This window comes from Pelagibius litoralis (assembly GCF_011683915.1).
In the GTDB taxonomy this organism is placed as follows: Bacteria; Pseudomonadota; Alphaproteobacteria; order Kiloniellales; family Kiloniellaceae; genus Pelagibius; species Pelagibius litoralis.
In genome coordinates this window covers 1-17,840 of sequence record NZ_JAAQPH010000025.1, presented here as the reverse complement: position 1 = coordinate 17,840, position 17,840 = coordinate 1, and the positions used below count along the sequence as shown (strand labels likewise).

The 17,840-nt window shown below is 65.1% G+C and carries 16 protein-coding genes; 5 read left to right on the top strand and 11 right to left on the bottom strand.

The features are described 5' to 3' along the window. Positions 1-7 precede the first annotated feature (7 nt). Positions 8-1,333, top strand: coding sequence for an adenylate/guanylate cyclase domain-containing protein (locus tag HBA54_RS24075; protein ID WP_240932876.1), 1,326 nt, complete (start codon positions 8-10; stop codon positions 1,331-1,333). Between the two features lie 158 nt (positions 1,334-1,491). On the opposite strand, the gene HBA54_RS24070 is transcribed toward HBA54_RS24075, so the two are convergent. The 10 genes from HBA54_RS24070 to HBA54_RS24025 all read right to left on the bottom strand — a co-directional run bounded on the left by HBA54_RS24070 (position 1,492) and on the right by HBA54_RS24025 (position 12,595). Beyond that, positions 1,492-2,667, bottom strand: a complete 1,176-nt coding sequence (locus HBA54_RS24070; protein ID WP_167229596.1) for an ABC transporter permease — start codon at positions 2,665-2,667, stop codon at positions 1,492-1,494. Next, positions 2,664-3,662 (bottom strand): ABC transporter permease, encoded by a 999-nt coding sequence (locus tag HBA54_RS24065; protein WP_167229593.1) that lies wholly within the window; start codon positions 3,660-3,662, stop codon positions 2,664-2,666. The genes HBA54_RS24070 and HBA54_RS24065 overlap by 4 nt, the downstream gene beginning before the upstream one ends. Positions 3,663-3,667: 5 nt before the next feature. Next, the gene (locus tag HBA54_RS24060; protein WP_167229590.1) at positions 3,668-5,599 is read right to left on the bottom strand and encodes an ABC transporter ATP-binding protein; all 1,932 of its coding nucleotides are present in this window, start codon (positions 5,597-5,599) and stop codon (positions 3,668-3,670) included. A gap of 75 nt (positions 5,600-5,674) precedes the next feature. Then, a complete protein-coding gene (locus HBA54_RS24055) occupies positions 5,675-6,205 on the bottom strand; it encodes a hypothetical protein (RefSeq protein WP_167229586.1) in 531 nt (176 codons plus the stop codon). Continuing rightward, entirely contained in the window at positions 6,202-6,999 is a 798-nt protein-coding gene (locus HBA54_RS24050) for a polysaccharide deacetylase family protein (RefSeq protein WP_167229583.1), read from the bottom strand. The genes HBA54_RS24055 and HBA54_RS24050 overlap by 4 nt, the downstream gene beginning before the upstream one ends. After that, a complete protein-coding gene (locus tag HBA54_RS29780; protein WP_167229580.1) occupies positions 6,996-8,252 on the bottom strand; it encodes a glycosyltransferase family protein in 1,257 nt (418 codons plus the stop codon). Before HBA54_RS29780 ends, HBA54_RS24050 begins: the two co-directional genes overlap by 4 nt. Before the next feature lie 51 nt (positions 8,253-8,303). Next, positions 8,304-8,894, bottom strand: a complete 591-nt coding sequence (locus HBA54_RS24040; RefSeq protein WP_167229578.1) for a histidine phosphatase family protein — start codon at positions 8,892-8,894, stop codon at positions 8,304-8,306. Next, the gene (locus HBA54_RS24035) at positions 8,891-9,955 is read right to left on the bottom strand and encodes a glycosyltransferase family 4 protein (RefSeq protein WP_240932875.1); all 1,065 of its coding nucleotides are present in this window, start codon (positions 9,953-9,955) and stop codon (positions 8,891-8,893) included. The genes HBA54_RS24040 and HBA54_RS24035 overlap by 4 nt, the downstream gene beginning before the upstream one ends. 85 nt (positions 9,956-10,040) lie before the next feature. Next, positions 10,041-11,354 (bottom strand): glycosyltransferase, encoded by a 1,314-nt coding sequence (locus HBA54_RS24030; RefSeq protein ID WP_167229572.1) that lies wholly within the window; start codon positions 11,352-11,354, stop codon positions 10,041-10,043. An 11-nt stretch (positions 11,355-11,365) separates the two neighbouring features. Then, a complete protein-coding gene (locus tag HBA54_RS24025; protein ID WP_322096107.1) occupies positions 11,366-12,595 on the bottom strand; it encodes a glycosyltransferase family protein in 1,230 nt (409 codons plus the stop codon). Positions 12,596-12,836: 241 nt separating this feature from the next. Between HBA54_RS24025 and HBA54_RS24020 the strand changes: the two genes are divergently transcribed. The 3 genes from HBA54_RS24020 to HBA54_RS24010 all read left to right on the top strand — a co-directional run bounded on the left by HBA54_RS24020 (position 12,837) and on the right by HBA54_RS24010 (position 16,617). Beyond that, a complete protein-coding gene (locus HBA54_RS24020; RefSeq protein ID WP_167229569.1) occupies positions 12,837-15,545 on the top strand; it encodes an ATP-binding cassette domain-containing protein in 2,709 nt (902 codons plus the stop codon). Between the two features lie 63 nt (positions 15,546-15,608). Further along, positions 15,609-16,058: a cyclic nucleotide-binding domain-containing protein gene (locus tag HBA54_RS24015; protein WP_167229566.1), complete on the top strand. Its 450-nt coding sequence runs from the start codon at positions 15,609-15,611 to the stop codon at positions 16,056-16,058. A 70-nt stretch (positions 16,059-16,128) separates the two neighbouring features. Beyond that, positions 16,129-16,617, top strand: coding sequence for a class I SAM-dependent methyltransferase (locus HBA54_RS24010; protein ID WP_167229563.1), 489 nt, complete (start codon positions 16,129-16,131; stop codon positions 16,615-16,617). A 292-nt stretch (positions 16,618-16,909) separates the two neighbouring features. Here the strand turns inward: HBA54_RS24010 and HBA54_RS24005 are convergent, their stop codons facing one another. Further along, the gene (locus HBA54_RS24005) at positions 16,910-17,272 is read right to left on the bottom strand and encodes a helix-turn-helix domain-containing protein (RefSeq protein WP_167229560.1); all 363 of its coding nucleotides are present in this window, start codon (positions 17,270-17,272) and stop codon (positions 16,910-16,912) included. 194 nt (positions 17,273-17,466) lie between these two features. Between HBA54_RS24005 and HBA54_RS24000 the strand changes: the two genes are divergently transcribed. Beyond that, positions 17,467-17,667 (top strand): helix-turn-helix domain-containing protein, encoded by a 201-nt coding sequence (locus HBA54_RS24000; RefSeq protein ID WP_205944885.1) that lies wholly within the window; start codon positions 17,467-17,469, stop codon positions 17,665-17,667. The last annotated feature ends 173 nt before the right edge of the window (positions 17,668-17,840 follow it).

The following is a 17,840-nucleotide window of genomic DNA, read 5'->3' as shown; positions in this document are numbered from 1 at the left end:
AATGGCCATGATGAGTTGGTGGCGCAAAGACCCGGAAGCCGGCCTGCCCGAGCGGGTGAAGGCGGCTGTCCGCGAACAGGAGAATGCGACCGAGCGGCTGATCTCCTGGATCCAGCTGTGCATCGTCATCACCTTCGGCACGCTCTATCTCCTGTCGCCCAAACCGCAGGTCGATATTGCCCCGGTGCCCTGGGCGCTGTCGGTTTATCTGGTGCTCACCGTGATCCGCGTGATCTGGTCCCACCTTGGGCGTCTTCCGGACTGGTCGCTGGCGGTTTCCGTCTTCTTCGACATGACGCTGCTGATGGTGCTGATCTGGAGCTTTCACATCCAGTACATGCAGCCGGCGTCGTTTTATCTGAAGGCGCCGACCCTGCTTTATGTCTTCATCTTCATCGCTCTCAGGGCGCTGCGTTTCGATGCCCGCTTTGTTCTGCTGGCCGGTGTTGTCGCGGCCATCGGTTGGGGTCTGATGATCGTCTACGTGATTTACTATGACCCCTTCGACACCATGATCACCCGCGACTACGTCGCCTACATGACATCGAATTCGGTGCTGCTGGGGGCCGAGTTCGACAAGATCATCTCGATCCTCATGGTCACCGGCCTGATCGCCTTTGCCATCTACCGCGCCAAGAACCTTCTGGTCCGCTCGGTCTCCGAGCAGGCGGCAGCCACCGAGCTGTCGCGCTTCTTCGCGCCGGAAATCGCCAAACGCATCAAAGGCTCCGAGGACCAGATCCGTGCCGGAACCGGGGAGCTGCGCCAGGCCGCGATCCTCAATCTCGACATGCGCGGCTTCACCCGCCTGGCCGGCGAGGCGCCGCCTGACCAGGTGATGAGCCTGCTGTCGGAATATCAGCAGCGGATGGTTCCGGCGATTCAGCGCCACGGCGGTTCCATCGACAAGTTTCTCGGCGACGGCATCATGGCAACTTTCGGTGCCGCGGAGCCTTCGGAGACCTACGCCGCCGATGCCCTGCGCGCGCTTGAGGAAGCGATGTCCATCGCCGCGGCCTGGCAGGAGGACTGCAAAGCCGAAGACCGCAGTTGTCCCTCGGTCAACGGTGCCGTCGCGGCCGGCACCATTCTGTTCGGGGCGGTCGGCGACGAAAGCCGTCTGGAGTACACCGTCATCGGCGATGCGGTGAACCTCTCGGCGAAGCTGGAGAAGCACAACAAGGATCTCGGCGTGCGCGCGATCTGCGACCGCGAATCCTATGACCGGGCCCTGGCTCAGGGCTATCAGCCGCGCAGCCAGAAGAAACTGCTGGAGGCGGTTCCGGTCGGCGGCATCAAAGACAGCATGGGACTGGTCGTCATCGCGCCTTAGATCGGATCATGTTTTGACGGAACCACTTCGTGGTTGCGCCAAAACATGTGAATCCGATCGCCATCGAACAGTTAGAGCAGATTCACCCGGTCGATGGATCGCCTCCGGCGATTCCATCCGGCCGGGATCTGCTCCAGAAAGCATCCGTTTGGCTTCCGTTATCTGTAAGGGTCCGCCGCGTCGCGCAGGCCGTCGCCCAGGAAGTTGAAAGCCAGCACCACCAGGAACAGCGGCACCACCGGCAACAGCAGCCAGGGATAGAGTTCGACCGCATTGAGGTTCTGCGCTTCGTTGAGCAGAACGCCCCAGGAGGTCACCGGCGGCCGCAGGCCGATCCCCAGGAACGACAGTGCCGTTTCACCCAGGATCGCGGTCGGCACCGACAGCGAGAGAGAGGCGATCAGGTGGCTGGTGAAACTGGGCAGCAGGTGACGGCCGATGATGCGGCTTGGCGAGGCCCCCATGAGCTGCGCCGCGGTGGTGAAATCCTCCTCGCGCAGGGAGAGGATCTTGGCCCTGACGGCACGCGCCAGGCCGGGCCAGTCGAGAAACCCGATGATCACCGAGATACCGACGAAGACTCCGATCGGGCTCCAGGTTACCGGCAGCAGTGCCGAGAGCGTCATGAACAGCGGCAGTTCCGGGAAGGACCGGATCAGCTCGATGATCCGCAGCACGACGGCGTCGACCATGCCGCCGTAGTAGCCGGCGGCGCCGCCGATGATGACGCCCAGCACGAAGGAAATGGCGACGGCGATGAAGGCCAGGGTCAGCGAAATCCGCGCGCCGTAAATAATGCGGCTGAACATGTCGCGGCCCAGCCGGTCGGTGCCGAATAGATAAAGGGTGCCGCCTTCGGCCGCACAGAAAAGATGGACGTCGCCGGGGATTGCGCCCCAGAACTCGTAGGGGTCGCCGGAACAGAAGAAACGGACCTTCTGTATCTTGTCGGGATTGGGCACGTACTCGCGCGCCAGGGTTTCCATGTTCAGTCTGAAATCGTAACCGTAGACGAAAGGCCCGACGAAGGTGCCCTCGTGGAACAGGTGCAGGCCCTGGGGCGGTGCGTAGATGTGGGTGGTGTCGCGGCTGTGCAGGTTGTAGGGCGTCAGGAATTCGCAGATCGCAATTGCGAAGTACATCATCAGCAGGAAGGCACCGGACCAGACGGCAAGCTTATGGCGGCGGAACTTCCACCACATGATCTTCCATTCGGATGCCTGGTAGTAGCGTTCCTGCTCCGGCGTCAGGGTATCGGCGCGATAGGGGTCGAAGGGCGCCTTGTTGACGTAGTGCTGCAGCGGGTCGCCGGGGCGCGGATTGTGGTCGCTCATTTGGACGAAGCCCCCCCCAGGCGGATGCGTGGGTCGAGCATGGCCAGCAGCACATCGGAGAGGAAGACGCCGATCACCACAAGGGTCGCCTCGAACATCAAAAAGGCGCCGGCCAGGAACATGTCCTGGCTTTGCAGCGCGCGCAGCAGCAGCGGCCCGTTGGTCGGCAGGTCCATGACGACGGAAACCAGCGCGGCGCCGGAGACGATCTGCGGCAGCAGCATGCCGATATCGGCAATGAAGGGGTTGAGGGCCATGCGCAGCGGGTACTTCAGAATGATCTTCGTTGACGACAGCCCCTTGGCCCTGGCCGTCACCACGTACTGCCTCTGCAGTTCGTCCAGCATGTTGGCGCGCAGGCGGCGGATCATCGCGGCGGTGCCCGAGGTGCCGATGACGAGCATCGGAATCCACAGATGGTTGATGACCGAGATCACCTTGTCCAGGGTCCAGGGCGCGTCGATGTAGCGCGGGTCCATCAGGCCGCCGATGGAAAGGCCGAACCAGATATTGGCGTAGTGGAGCAGCACCAGGGCGAAGAGAAAGTTCGGCATGGCGAGACCGAAGTAGCCGATCAAGGTCACCGTATAATCGCTCATGGAGTACTGCTTGACGGCCGAGTAGATGCCGATGGGAAAGGAGATGATATAGGTAAAGATCGTCGTGGCGACGGCCAGCAGAACGGTGAACCAGAAGCGGTTGCCGATGACTTCCCCCACCGGCAGCTCGAACTCGAAGGAGTAGCCGAGGTCGCCCTGCAGCAGGCCGAACAGCCAGACCCAGTACTGTTCGATCATCGGCTTGTCGAGGCCGTATTGCTCACGCAGGAATGCGATGCGGGCGGAATCGACGGTCTCGCCCTGGGCGATCAACTCGGCGATGTGGGTTTCCAGGAAGTCGCCGGGCGGCAGCTGGATGATGAAGAAGACCACCAGGCTGATCACCAGCAAGGTCGGGATCATCACCAGCAGGCGGCGGACGAAGTAGCTGAGCATCCGACCTAGACCTTCGTGCTTGTCTGCAGAACCGGCTGCGGGCGGCAGAGCAGCAGCTCCGGCGCTGCGTCGGCGCGGGCGCGCACCTGGTGACCGCCGCCCAGATCGACCATCGTCATGGCATGCTCGCCGTCGATGCCAAAAGGCGCCGGCCAGGCCGTGGGGTCGGAGGCGCGGCCCTGCATCAGCGCCGTCAGGTCGAGGCGCTGGTTGGGATTGGGTTCGGGCACTGCGGAGAGCAGGGCCTTGGTATAGGGATGCGCCGGTGCGCGGAACAGGCTCTCGCGCGGTGCCAGTTCGACCAGCCGCCCCTGGCACATCACCGCGATGCGGTCGGCGATGTAGTCGACCACCGCCAGGTTATGACTGATAAAGATATAGGTGAGGCCGAGGTCTTTCTTAAGGTCTTTCAGCAGGTTCAGGACCTGCGCCTGGATCGAGACGTCCAGGGCCGAGACCGGTTCGTCGCAGATCAGCAGCTGGGGCCGCAGCGCCAGGGCGCGGGCGATACCGATGCGCTGGCGCTGACCGCCTGAGAAGCTGTGGGGATAGCGGCGGATATGCTGCCGGTTGAGGCCGACCACGCCCATCAGTTCCTCGACCACCTTGCGCCGGTCGGCGGCGTCGCCGATGCCGTGAATGACCAGCGGTTCGGCGATGATCTCGCCGACGGTCATGCGCGGGTTGAGAGAGGAGAAGGGGTCCTGGAAAACAAACTGGATCTGTGTGCGAAAGTTCATCAGCGCCTTGTCATGCAGCGCCAGCACGTCGGTCTCGCTGTCGCCGGGGCGCCCGCCGGTAAAGGTGATGCTGCCGCTGTCCGGGGTGAGCGCCCGCATGATCATCTTCGACAGGGTGGTCTTGCCGCAGCCGCTCTCCCCCACCAGGCCCAGGCATTCGCCGCGCTCGACCGTCAGGTTGACATCGTCGACCGCCAGGACCGCGCTCTCCTTGCCGCCGCCGAAAAGACCGGACTTGCGGATCGTGAACTTCTTGGTGACACCCTCGACCTTAAGGATCGTGGGATCGGCGCTTACCGCCTGTTCGGCTTTCTGGGCCAGGAAGGCGCCGTCGGCCCGCTTCTTGATCTCGCGGATCGGCACCAGCCGCTCGCCGGGCTTCATATGAAAGCGCGGCACCGCGCGCAGAAGGGCAGAAAGATAGGGATGGGCGGGGGCTTTGAAGATATCGTCCAGGGTGCCGCTTTCCATGATCTCGCCGTGGTACATGACCACCACCTCGTCGGCCACGTTGGCCACCACCCCCAGGTCATGGGTGATCATCAGCACCGCCATGCCGAGCTCGGACTGCAGGTCCTTGATCAGCTTCAGGATCTGCGCCTGGATGGTCACGTCCAGTGCGGTTGTCGGCTCGTCGGCGATCAGCAGCGCCGGGCGGCAGACCAGGGCCATGGCGATCATGGCGCGCTGGCGCAGCCCGCCGGAAAGCTCAAAGGGATAGGTGTTGATCGCCTTGGCCGGGTCGGGGAAACCGACCAGGCGCAGCATCTCGGTCGCCAGGGACAGGCCTTCCGCGGTGCTGACCTTGCGGTGCAGATGCAGGGCCTCGCAGATCTGGTTGCCCACCGAGTGGACCGGCGACAGAGAGGTCATCGGCTCCTGGAAAATGATCGAGATACGGCTGCCTCTGATGTCGCGCATCGCCTGGCTGTCGGGGTGCAGACTGGCAATATCGATGACCTGGCTGGATGTCGCCGGATCGTTCAGCAGGATACGGCCGCTGTCGATCGACGCACTGCGCGGCAGGATGCCCATGATCGCCTGGCTGACGACGGACTTGCCGGAGCCGGACTCGCCGACCAGGGCGACGGTCCGGCCGGCCGGCACGCGGAAGCTGACGCCGCGGACCGCCTCCAGGCGCCCCTCCGGCAGATTGAAGCTGATCCGCAGATCCCTTATGTGCAGTAGGTTCCGCACCCTCTTGTCCCCGTCTCCCTGCTGCTGCTCCCGGTCGGCATTCCCGGCCGGCTTTCCCTGTCTGATGAAGCAGCGTTATAGGATGTTTGGCGGGGAATCACACCCCGGCTCCGTTGTCCCGCTGTCGATGCCCAGTTCGATCAGATTACTGGCCGTTGCCGGATCGATCTCCAGGCCTCTCTCCTTGTATGAACGCAGCGCTGCCGCGGCGAGCTTTTCAAAGCCGTCCAGGCTCGATTCGAAAGTAACGGCCGTGCCGGCGCCTTTCAGCGTCAGTTCCATGAATCCGCTGCCGAAGATGCCGCGTTTTCCCTTGCGGGCGCCGAAATAGCGCAGCTTCATGACTTCCAGTTCCGCCCAGGGCAATACCTTGGTGCCAAAGCCGCGGCAGGCGATCTCGTTGTCGGTCAAGGCGACCTCCAGCTTGTGGCGGCGCAGGGTCCGGATGCCGAAGATGCTGAACAGCAAGGCAATGCCGCCGAAGATGACCAGCACCGGCAGGTTTGGCGGGACCGCGGCGAGCACCCCGAAACCGACCAGCAGCCCGGCGCCGGAGCGCAGGTAGTCCCCCATCAGGGCGCGTGGCGGGTAGCGCAGGACGATCATGCGACCTTTCCTGCCGTGGTTCCAAGCTTGGCCGGCGCGAAAGTTTCGGCGGCGGACAGCAGGCGCGCCGCCCGGTGGCGGCCCAGGCAATCGAGCAGCCGGTCGAGGAAATCCCAGGCGTCGTCGTCATGGGCGGCGTGGTGGGACAGGATGCCGCTGGGCTCCGCCGGGTCGGCGGTACCTTCGCGCCGCGCCTTCAGATGGCCGGCCAGCAGATCGAGCGCCGCCGCTTCGCCGAGAAAGCGGCGTTCGGGGCGCCATTGCATGATATCCAGGTGGCAGTTCACCTGCTGCAGGCCCGGCAGGGGCACGGCCCTGTCCCGTGCCTTGTAGGTGGACAGGCCGGTGATGCCGAGGCCCGGCAGCTGCGCGCAGAGGGCCGGGTCGATACGGTTCCACGGCGGCACCAGAACGCTCAGCGCCCGCGCGCCGAAGCAATCCTGCAGCCGGGCACCGCCCTGGCGCAGTTCAGCGAGGATCTCCGGGCGCGTCTGCGGGTCGATCAGCTCGCACTTCTTGGCACCGGCGGGTGCGTGGTTGCGATGGGCGAAGCCGTGCTGCAGCACGCTCACCGGACTGTCGGGCCTGGCGAGGTCTGTCTCAAGCCCGGCTTGCGCTTCGTTGGGGATGACCGCCAGCGCCAGCGGCTGGCCGTGGCGGGCCGCCAGGCCAAGCAGGCGGTCCAGGGCGGGGGAGCGCGCGCCGGCATCGTCGTCGCGCCACCATAGGGTGGCGCTGCGGCCTGCCGCGTCCCAACGGTCCAACTCGCGCTCCAGGGCTTGCCAGTCGCTCATGCGTCCAGTTCCTGGGGTTGGTCCCGTGCGGCCAGTTGTGCGATCAGATGGCGCGCGGTTTCGTCAGCCCCGTCCATTCGAAAGGGCTTTGCTGTCGCCAACGGCCGGGTCTCCAGCGCCCGGGCGATCCCCGCGGCCAGGCTGGCGCCGCTCAGGTTTGCTTCGTCGACGACGGTCAGGTAGCCCTGGTCCGCCAGGCGGCCGGCACGCAGGGTCTGCTCGGTCTCGGTGCCGCCGGCGAAGGGCACCACCACGCCGGGCAGCCCGGCGGCGAGAACCTCCATAAGGGTGTTGTAGCCGCCCTGGCTGATGGAAAGCCTGGCGCGGGTCAGCAACAAGGCGAAGTCGCTGCGTGCGCGTTCCACCGCGATGCCCGCCGGCGCTGCGGCGACGATCTTCTGGAAATCCACCTCGGGCATATTGGGGCCGATCAGCACCCGCCAGGGGATCTCGGCGAGGGGCGACAGGGCCCTGGCGGCCAGGGCCGCTTCGACCAGATGACGCCCGACCGCGCCACCGCCGACGGAAACGATGGCCTCGCCTTTGCCGGCCTTCAAGTCTTCGGCGCCGGTGTCGTCCGGCTGGGGCGGCGGCAGGCGCTGGCCCGCTTCGGTGACATAGCCGGTGTAGTACAGGCGTTCGGACAGTGCGGCGGCTTCGGGAAAGCTGGTTTCGAGTTGGAAAAAGGCCGGATCGCCGTGGACGTAAAGCAGATCGAAACCGCGGCGGAAAGTCTCCAGCATCCAGGCTGCCTTGTCGGCCTTCTCCGGCCGGTTGACGATATCGCGCAGGGAACAGGCGATCAGCGCCCCGGATTCCCGGGCCGCAGCAATCAGGGGTTCCAACTCGAAGCGCATCTTGCGGCGGCCAAAGGGGTAGAGTTCGATCATCACCACCCTTGGGCGGCAGCGTTCATGGACCGCCAGCAGCGTCTCGCGGCGGTTCGCCATCCAGGCGTCGTCGACCGGCCGGTCGTTCTCGTCGACCAGCACGGCGAAAGTCTCGTCCTGGGCGCGGGCGGGCGGCAACTGGACCACCTCTATCGGCGCGAGGCCCTGGACCTCCTCGAAGCCAAGATCGCCGATGGGCAGCCCGCCGGTTACGAAGACGACCTTCAGTCCGGCCTTTTGAAAGGCGCGGGCCAGCACCGCGGCGCGGCGGATATGACCGATCCCCAGCAGGTGCTGAACGTAGAACAGCACGTCGCAACCGTAATTGCCCGGGGCCCCTTTGCTTCCGCGATCCGTCGTCACCTGTTCCGCCAAAGACCTGTTTCCGTTATCCCCCGCCACTATTCCCGGCCACTATACCGGGCTGAGCGGGATGTTCAGCATAGCAACCTGCGGCGCGCCGTCAGGCGCCAGGTCGAAGCGATGGGCGCAGGCCCGTTCCAGCCTCACAGGCGGCTTTTCGCGCATGTCCCAGCGGCTGGCAAGGGCATAGACGGCCCGGATCACGCCCTTGTGCGCCACCGCCACCGTGTCCTGTCGATCGCGGGCGAGTGCGGACAGCAACGGTTTTACCCGCGCCTGGACCGCGCGCGGGCTTTCGCCGCCCGGCGGTTGGAAGTCCAGACCGCGGGCCTCGTTCTCGGCCATGGCGACGCCCTGGGTGGCGCGCAGTTCGGCCAGCCTGCAGCCTTCCCAGTCGCCCCAGTCGGTTTCTATGAGGCGGTCTTCGCTCTCCACCGCCGTGCCGTGCAGGATTTCCGCCGTCTGGCGCGCCCGCATCAGGGGGCTGGTGATCCAGGCGGCACGGCTGTCCGCTTCGGGAACCCGCCAGCCCTGAACCTCCCGGCGCCCCTGCGCCGAAAGCGGCTGGTCGCTGCGTCCCTGAAGGCGCCCCTCCTCGTTCCAGGCTGTCGGGCCGTGCCGGATCAGCAGCAACGCCGTCACCGGCGGCTCGCTTCTTCCAGGATGCTGTTCAGGCGCCGCGCCGCGGCCAACAGGCTGTGATTCTCGGCTACCATGCGGGGGGCCGCTTCACCCATGGCGCTGCGGCTGGCGGTCTGGGTCAGGATCTCGCGCACGCTGGCGGCAAAGGTTGCGAGGCCGGGGTCGCAGAGATACCCGGTAACGCCCTCGGCAACCACGGTTTCCACGCCCGGATTGCGGCCGGCCACCACTGGAAGACCGGCCGCCTGGGCCTCCAGCAAGGCCATCCCGTAAGCTTCGTTCACCGCCGGCCAGACCATCAGATCGCAGGCTGCATAGAGGGCAGGCATGACTGCGGGCTGCACCAGCCCCAGGAACCGCACCCGCTCCGGCATTGCCCAGGCAAAGGCCTGGCGCACGTCTTCGTAGGCATCCCCCTCGCCGGCGACAATCAGCTGCCAGGGCATATCGGGAATGGCCCGCAGCGCCTGCGCCAGGATCTGGTAGGACGCCAGCTTGTCGCCCCGTCTGGTCATCGCGGCGGCCAACAGCCAGGGCATTTCCGGATCCAGGTGCTGCTCGGCCGCCAGGGCGTTGCGGTAGTCGCCGCGCAGCGCCAGCACGGCTTGGTAGGGCGCGGTATCCAGGAACGGCTTCAGTGACCGGACCTTGTTCTGGTCCGGGATCAGCTTGGCATCCAGCGGGTTCAAGGCGATAACCGCGGCGGCCTGGTCCAGGGCCTGCAAGACCGCGCGGTGGCTGGCCGACCAGGGACCGTTGGCGCGTTTATGGGCGACCGAGGCTTCGGCCACGACATAGGGGATCTTCAGGGCCTTGGCGACGGCCGGGCCGATCCAGTCCGGGGCCTTATAATACAGATGATAGGTGAACCAGAGCTGGGGGCGCTGGCGTGCAGGCAGCGCCTGATAGTGCCGGATCAGGCGCTGCGCCAGCTGTTGGCCGACTTTCTGCAGACGGGCCTGACGATCCGCCTTGCCGACCGCTTCGCGGCTGCGGTAGCGGCTTGCCAGGGTGACTTCGTGGCCCGCCTGCTCAAGGGCCTGCATCAGCAACTGCGCCATCAGGCGGTCCCCGGAAGGGGTCGCATGGGTCGGCGGTTTTAGCGGAGCATAAAAGGCGATACGCATAGTCTAGAACAAGAATACCCTACAACAATTCGGCAAGTTTGCTTGCTTGGCCCGATCTCAGCAACCGGTCTAAAGCATCAATCCCCCGGTTCATATCAAAATCCCTTCGAACGCGCACCTCGCCGGCCCTGCCAAGCTGCGCCCTGAGGTCCGGTGACGCCATCAACAGTGACAGCGCCCGGGCCAGGGTCTCCGGATCGCCGGGCGGTACCAGGCAGCCGGTTATACCATCTTCGATCAGTTCCGGAATCGCGGCGGCGGCGGTGGCCAGGCAGGTCAGGCCCTGGCTTTGGGCCTCCATCAGGACGTTCGGCAGGCCGTCCCGGTCGCCGGTTCTGGCGATCCGGCTGGCCAGGACGAAGATGTCGGCTTTGCGGTAGTGCGCCAGAATCTCGCGCTGGGCCTGGGGGCCGAGCCATGAGATTCGCCCGGCAAGGCCCAGTTTCTCGGCCTGCTGGCGAAGCGGCTGGGCCAGCGGCCCGCCGCCGATGTGGGTCAGGTGCCAATGCCGCCCGGCCGGCAGGGCCGCGAGCGCCGCCAGCAGGTCGTCGTAACCCTTTTTCTCGACCAGCCGGCCGACGGAGAGCAGGCGCACCGGTGCCGTTTCCGCGCTGCCGTCCCGGTTCTCCGGGGTCTCGCCTGAATCTGATGCGGCGGCAAAGCGCGACAGGTCCAACCCGTGATAGACCAGTCCGACACGCTGCGGCTCCGGTGCCAGGGCGCGCAGGTGCTCGGCCCCATAGGCGGTGCAGGTCACCAGCCAGTCGGCCTCCGCCAGTTTTTCGCGCTTCTCCCAGTCCGGCAGGGTCCAGATGTCCTTTGCATGGGCCGAACCGCACCACGGCAGTCCCCGCATTACCGCCGCATAGCGGGCAACCGAGGCAGGGGTATGCAGAAAGTGGGCGTAGAGGCGCTCCACGTCGTCGGGCAGCTCGGCTGCCAGCGCACAGGCTTGGCCGAAGCGCCTGATACGGTTCGGCGTGCGGTCACGCCACAGGTCTTTCAGGAAAACCTGCCGGGCCCGGCGATAGCCGGGCAGATGGCGGGCCCGCCGCCAGGCGCGCAGCACGCGCCACGGTTCCTGATAGAGATATTCCGGCAGGTAGGTCACCGGCGCGGTGATTTCGTCGTGCACCGGGTGGCGCTTCGCGTCGGTGGGATGGCGCAGCGATATCAGCCGCAGACGAAAGCCACGGCGCTGCAGGGCCAGAAGCTCCTGGGCGATAAAGGTTTCCGACAGGCGGGGGTAGCCCTTCAGGACCACGGCGAGCGAGGGGCCCGGTGCCGCGCTGTCGACACTTGCCTGGGTGCTGGTGTGCGGGACAGCCTGCATGGCGGCCGGTGTCACGCCTGCCCTTGTTTGGCACTGTCGGCCAGGCTGAGGCCTTTGCCGCCCTGTTCGAGCCAATGGTCCGCCAGGCGCACGACGTTTTGCGGCCCGTCCAGCAGACCGGGAACCACGACCTCAGAGGGGCGGCGCTGCTGCGGCAGGTTGCGCAGGGCCGTTGCCATCAGGCGGGCATCGCGGGTGCCGTCGTCGCGCAGCATGCGCACCAGTCCCAGGTCCTGCGCGCGGGAGGCGCGGATGTACTGCTCCATCCGGGGTTCGGTGCGCGGGACCACCAGGGCGCGCTTGTCGAAGGACAGGACCTCGCAGAAGGTGTTGTAGCCGCCCATGCAGACCAGCCCGGCAGCCTGATCCACCAGGCTTTCGATGCGGGCCTCGAAGGTGATGGCTTCCACCTTGTCCAGTTTGGCCACCCTGGCCTGCAGGTCGGCCTGTACTTCGCTGTTCATGAAAGGCCCCAGGATCAACAGCGCGGGATTGGGCAGATCGGGGTCGCTTTCGTAGGCGCGCAGCACCCAATCGACGATCGCTTCGCCGTCGCCGCCGCCGCCGACGGTGACCAGGATGAAGGGGTCCTGGATCTTCTCCAGGGTCAGCTGCGCGGCGGCCTCCGGCAGGGTGCGGCGCAGATAGCCGGTGTAGGTCATCTTCTTGCGCACTGAATCCGGCAGGTCGATGCCCTCAAGCGGATCGCAGATCTGCGGCAGGCCGTAGACCCAGATGTCGTCGTAGTAGCGCGCCAGGGCCGGAACCACCTGTTTGCGCTCCCACTCCGGGGCCAGCAGGCCGGGCTCGTCCATAACGTCGCGCAGGCCCAGCACGCAGGGCGTCCCGCGTTCCTTCAGCATGGCGAGCGTCCCCTCCACCTCGCCGCGCAGGCCGAGCGGCTCCTTGTCGACGATGAAAAGGTCCGGGTCGAAGGCCTTGGCGGTATGTTCGATGATCGATTCGCGCATGGCCATGGTCTGATCGACATCGATATGCAGCGCCAGAGAGGTGTAGTCGCCGTTGCGCAGCTTGATCACTCCCGGCACCCGAACGAAGTCGACGCGGGCGCGGAAATCGAAGGAACCGATGATGGGTGAGCCGGAAAGAATCAGCACCGACAGGGCCTTGTGCGCCTCCGCCAGGGTATGCGCGATTTCCCGGCAGCGGCGCAGATGGCCCAGGCCGAAACTGTCGTGACTGTATATGAGGACCCGCTTGCCCCTGCGGCTTTCCTGCACGCCGCATTCTCCCTCGTTGCAATCTGGCTTGGTGCAATCTGGCGGGCCGGACTATGACACAGCGCCGGCCCGGCAGGAAGCCCGCTGAAAATCGTCGTTACGCCAACGAAAGCGTGATCGTGGCGGGCCGGCGCGCCCTTGGGCGGGCGTTTACCCGCTGCGGGCCATGGGCTAAGTTGCGCCAGGAGAAGCGCCAAAGCTGGCCGCTGGATCAAGTGGTTAGTTCGGGTCGGTGAGGGGTATGGAACCAAACATCTTCAGATATGTGTGGCATCACAGCCGGGCGGAACAACTGGTAATCCTGGTCCTGGTTCTCCTGTCACTGCCGTTTTATTACCTTTCGCTGAACCTGCCTAAACAGATCGTCAATGAGGGGATCCAGGGGCAGGGCTTCGACGGGCCGGGCGCGACCCAGAGGTTTTTCAGTCTGGACCTGCCTTTCGCCGAGAGTCTGTTTGGCCGGCCGATACAGCTGTTCGAGGGCCTGTCGCTCGATCAGGCTAATATGCTCCTGGCCCTCAGCCTCTCCTTCCTCAGCCTGGTCCTCGTCAACGGGCTGTTCAAGTTCGTCATCAACACCCGCAAGGGCCGCATGGGCGAGCGCCTGCTGCGGCGGCTGCGTTACGAGCTGAGTGACCGCATACTGCGCTTTCCGCTGCCCCACCTGCGCCGTGTGAAGCCCTCCGAGATGGCGACCATGGTGAAGGACGAGGTGGAGCCGCTCGGCGGCTTCATCGGCGACGCCTTCGCCACCCCGCTGTTTCTCGGCGGCCAGGCCCTGACCGCCCTGACGTTCATCCTGGTGCAGTCGATCTGGCTGGGCCTTGTGGCGGCCGCGATTGTTCTGTTCCAGGCTTTCCTGATCCCCAAGCTGCGCAAGCGCATTCTGGTTCTGGGCCGCGAACGTCAATTGACGGCGCGCATGCTGGCCGGGCGGATCGGCGAACTTATCGACGGTGGCGTCGAGGTGCATGCCAACGATACGTCGAACTACGAACGCGCCGATCTCTCTTCACGCCTCGGGCGCATCTTCAAGATCCGCTACGAGATCTATCAGCGAAAGTTCTTCGTCAAATTCCTCAACAACCTGCTGGCCCAGTTCACCCCCTTTGTCTTCTATCTCGGGGGCGGCCTGCTGGCGATTTACGGCCACCTGGACATCGGTGCGCTGGTCGCGGTGATCGCCGCCTACAAGGACCTGCCCTCGCCGATCAAAGAGCTGATCGACTGGGACCAGCAGCGCCTGGACGTGCAGATCAAATACGAGCAGGTGATCGACCAGTTCCAGCCGCCAAGCCTCATCGACCCGGCGCAGCAGTTGCCCGACAACGATCCAGGTCCGCCGCTGACCGGACAGATCGCGGCCTCGTCGCTGACCCTGCTCGACGAAAACGACATCCCGCTGCTGCGCTCCGTGTCCTTCACCGCGGAGACGACCCAGCATATCGCCATCGTCGGCCAGAGCGGCAGCGGCATGGAGCAGCTGAGCCTGTTGCTGGCCGGCCTGATCGAGCCTTCTTCCGGCCATTTGTGGATTGCCGGCAAGGACATTGACGAGCTGCCGTCTTCGGTGACCGGGCGGCGCCTCTCCTATGTCGGCCAGAACGCCTATCACTTCACCGGATCGCTGCGCAGCAACCTGCTTTATGGCCTGAAGCACAAGCCGGTGATCAAGGCCGATCCCGATCACGCGACCTCCGCCGCCGATCTTGCCGAGAGCCGGCGCGCGGGCAATCCGGTGCTCGATATCCAGGCCGACTGGATCGACTATCAGGCTGCCGGCGCCGGCGACGAAAAGGAAATGACCGAGCGTCTGATGGAGGTTCTGGCGGCGGTCGATCTTGAGAGCGATGCCTATCGTTTCGGTCTGACCGGGACCATCGATCCGCTCGGCAAACCGGAAATCGCCGCCGGCATCCTGAAAGCCCGCGCCGCCATTGTCGAACGCCTGACCAGCAGCGGGAACGAAGATCTTGTCGTGCGCTTCGAAGCCGACAACTACAACCTCAACGCCAGTGTGGCGGAGAACCTTTTGTTCGGCACGCCGCGCCGTGCCGATTTTGAATCCGAAGCGCTGGCCACCAACGCGACGGTCGACCTGGTTCTGCGCGAGGCCGGGCTGACCGAAGCTTTCGTCTCGATGGGTTCGACCATCGCCAAGACCATGGTCGAAATCTTTGCCGACCTGCCGCCCGGCCATCCCTTCTTCGAGCAGTTCAGCTTTATCAGTGACGACGACCTGCCGGAGTTCCGCACCATCGTCACCCGGGTCGACAATTCCGGCGTGGAAGCGCTGGACGAAGCGGCCCGCCAGCTTCTGCTGGGCCTGCCCTTCAAGTACGTCGAGGCGCGCCATCGCCTCGGCCTGGTCGACGACGCCATGGCGGTGCGGCTGGTGGATGCGCGCCGCCGCCTGGCGGAGCGACTGGAGCGGGACTGCCCGGGCGCCGTGGAGTTCTACGGGGCCGAAGCCTACAATGCCGCGGCCTCCCTGCAGGACAACATCCTCTTCGGGCGTCTGGCCTATGGCCAGGCCAAGGCGGAGGAGACGATCGGCGAAGCCCTGTCGGAGGTGCTGAACGATCTCGGCCTGCATCAGACCGTCATCGAGGTCGGCCTGGATTACAACGTGGGGATCGGCGGCGGCCGGCTTTCGGCCGCACAGCGGCAAAAGCTGGCGATCGGGCGGGCCTTGCTGAAGCAGCCGGATATTCTGATCGTCAACGAAGCGGCCTCGGTTCTCGACCGGGCGAGCCAGATACGTCTTATCGACAACATTCTGGAGATGCGCCGCGGCCGGGGTGTGGTCTGGACCCTGCAGCGGCCGGATCTGGCCAGTCGTTTTGAAACCATCCTGGTGATGGGCGATGGCCGGCTGGTCGAACAGGGCAGCTATCAGGACCTGACGCAGAGCGGCACTACCTTCAAGAACCTGGTTGCCGCGGAATAGCGGCCAATAATCGGCGCCCGCATGGAGTGGGCGCCTGACAGCAGAGGAGCGAGGAAGCGGGGCATGAGCATCGATCAAGAAGTGGAGATCCTGCGGCGCATTCCGATCTTTTCGCAGATCGAACCGGCCAAGCTGAAGCTGATGGCCTTTGCCAGCGAGCGGCTGACCTATAAGTCGGGCCAGACGCTCTTCGCTCAGGGCGAGATGGGCGATGCCGCCTACATCGTGCTGGAGGGAACGGCGGACATCCTGGTGAACGCGGCTGACGGCCCCATGCGGGTCGCCCAGCTTTCGGATAACGAGATTATCGGCGAGATCGCCATCCTCTGCGATATTCCGCGCACCGCCACGGTGCAGGCGGCGACCGAACTCACCACATTGAAGATCACCAAGGATCTGTTTTTCCGGATGATCATGGATTTCCCCGAGATGGGGGTCGAGGTCATGCGCGTGCTGGCCCATCGCCTGGAGCAGACCACCAATCAACTGCGCGAGGCGCGGGCGGCGGGCTGATCCCTGATCGACTGACCTGCCGACCCTCGGCAAAGGGGCCCGTACCCCACAGCCCAAGAACACAGGTACTATGAGCCGTCTCGACAGCTTTATCCGCCGCCTTCAGGCGCAGCGCGCCTGCCTTGATGCCGCCGTCGATCTGGTGGGCGATCTGCCGGGGGCGGTGTTCGAACTCGGCCTCGGCAATGGCCGCACCTACGACCATCTGCGCGAGGCCTGCCCCGGGCGCGAGATTTTCGTCTTTGAGCGCAAGGTCGCCGCCCATCCGGATTGCGTTCCGGATGTGGAACATTTGTTCGAGGGCTGCATCGAAGAGACCCTGGAGGCCGCGGCCGGGCGCTTTGGCGGTCGGGTCGCCTTGATCCACGCGGATCTCGGCAGCGGGCGGGCCGACTGCGATGCGGCGGTCTCGGCATTTGTGGCGGCGCGCCTGCCTTTGCTGCTTACCAGCGGCGGCGTCGTGGTCTCCGATCAGGATGTCGGCTGGTCCGGGGCCGAGCCCCTGGCTTTGCCGCCGGGGGTCCGGGCGGGCCGCTACTACCTCTACCGCAAGGCCTGAGCCGGCGCGCGGCTGTCCGGTTGCTTGCTGCGCGGTGTGTCCGAGAGAATCATCGCGCCCGGGGCTCACCCCCCTCCCAACCTCCCCCCATCAAGGGGGGAGGGGATTTCGTTGCCCCTGGCCAAAGGCTTCCCCCCTCACCCTCCCGCTTCGCGGGCCCCTCCCTCTCCCGCAAGGGGAGAGGGTATTACAGCGGCCCCTATTTGTTTCCCCCTCTCCCCGCCGTGGGAGAGGGCCGGGGTGAGGGGGGCATCCCGCGTCAGCGGGAAAACGGCGGGGTCTTCCGGGCCCACTAACCGACCGGCATGGCAAGGCAGACGCCGGGGCCGCCGCTGTCGTCGTCGATCAGCATCACGCCGGATGTGATGAAGGTCAGGCGCAGCAGCCGGGCGCTTCCCGGTTTCAGGGTGCAGTGGCCAAGTTCGAAATTGCAGAGGGTGATGTAGTGGACGCCGCTGCGTTCGGAGAGTTCCTCGCGGCTCCATTGCAGCATGGCGCGCGCCGCGCGGCACTGCCTGCCGGTAATCAGCGGCGGCTTCGGCGGATGGTGGCCTGTCCGGTCGCTGTTGTCGCCGGTGATGTCTTCGGGGGCACTGTTGTCGGGGGCCTGATTGTTTCGGGAAGGCGAATCCGTGATAAGGCTGTTCTTAGCCATGGCCTGACTCCTTAACAGTCGGGTTGTGGTCAGGCGCGGGCGGGTGTTTCAGCACCTTCTCGCGCCGTTTGTCATGTGAGATTCAATCAATACTATGCTAGAATCATGCAATGATGCCTCTTTAATATAAACGTATTTAATGCAACATGAGCGTATTTTATATAACTTCGGCCCAGTGCAAAGGCGCACGCGCAATGATCGACATGTCGCGCGACAAGCTGGCAAAAGCAGCCGGGGTAGCCCCGCGAACTCTGGCTGATTTCGAAACAGGCACCCGCAAACCTCTCAAGAACAACCTCCTGGCCATCCAAGCCGCCCTGGAAGCAGCCGGCGTGGTCTTCATTGAAGAGAATGGTGGCGGTGCCGGGGTGCGCCTGCGCGACCGCGCCGACTAGCTCTCGTTACTCACCGCATCCCCACAGCCGTCATGCTCGGGCTTGTCCCACTGGTGTCCGGTTAAGACTAGGCCCACTGGAGGACCATCTGATCGGGGTTGATCGGAGGCTCTGGATCGGACTGGATCAGGCGGTCGATGCGCTTTCGGTGCATGAGATTGGCGCGGACGAGG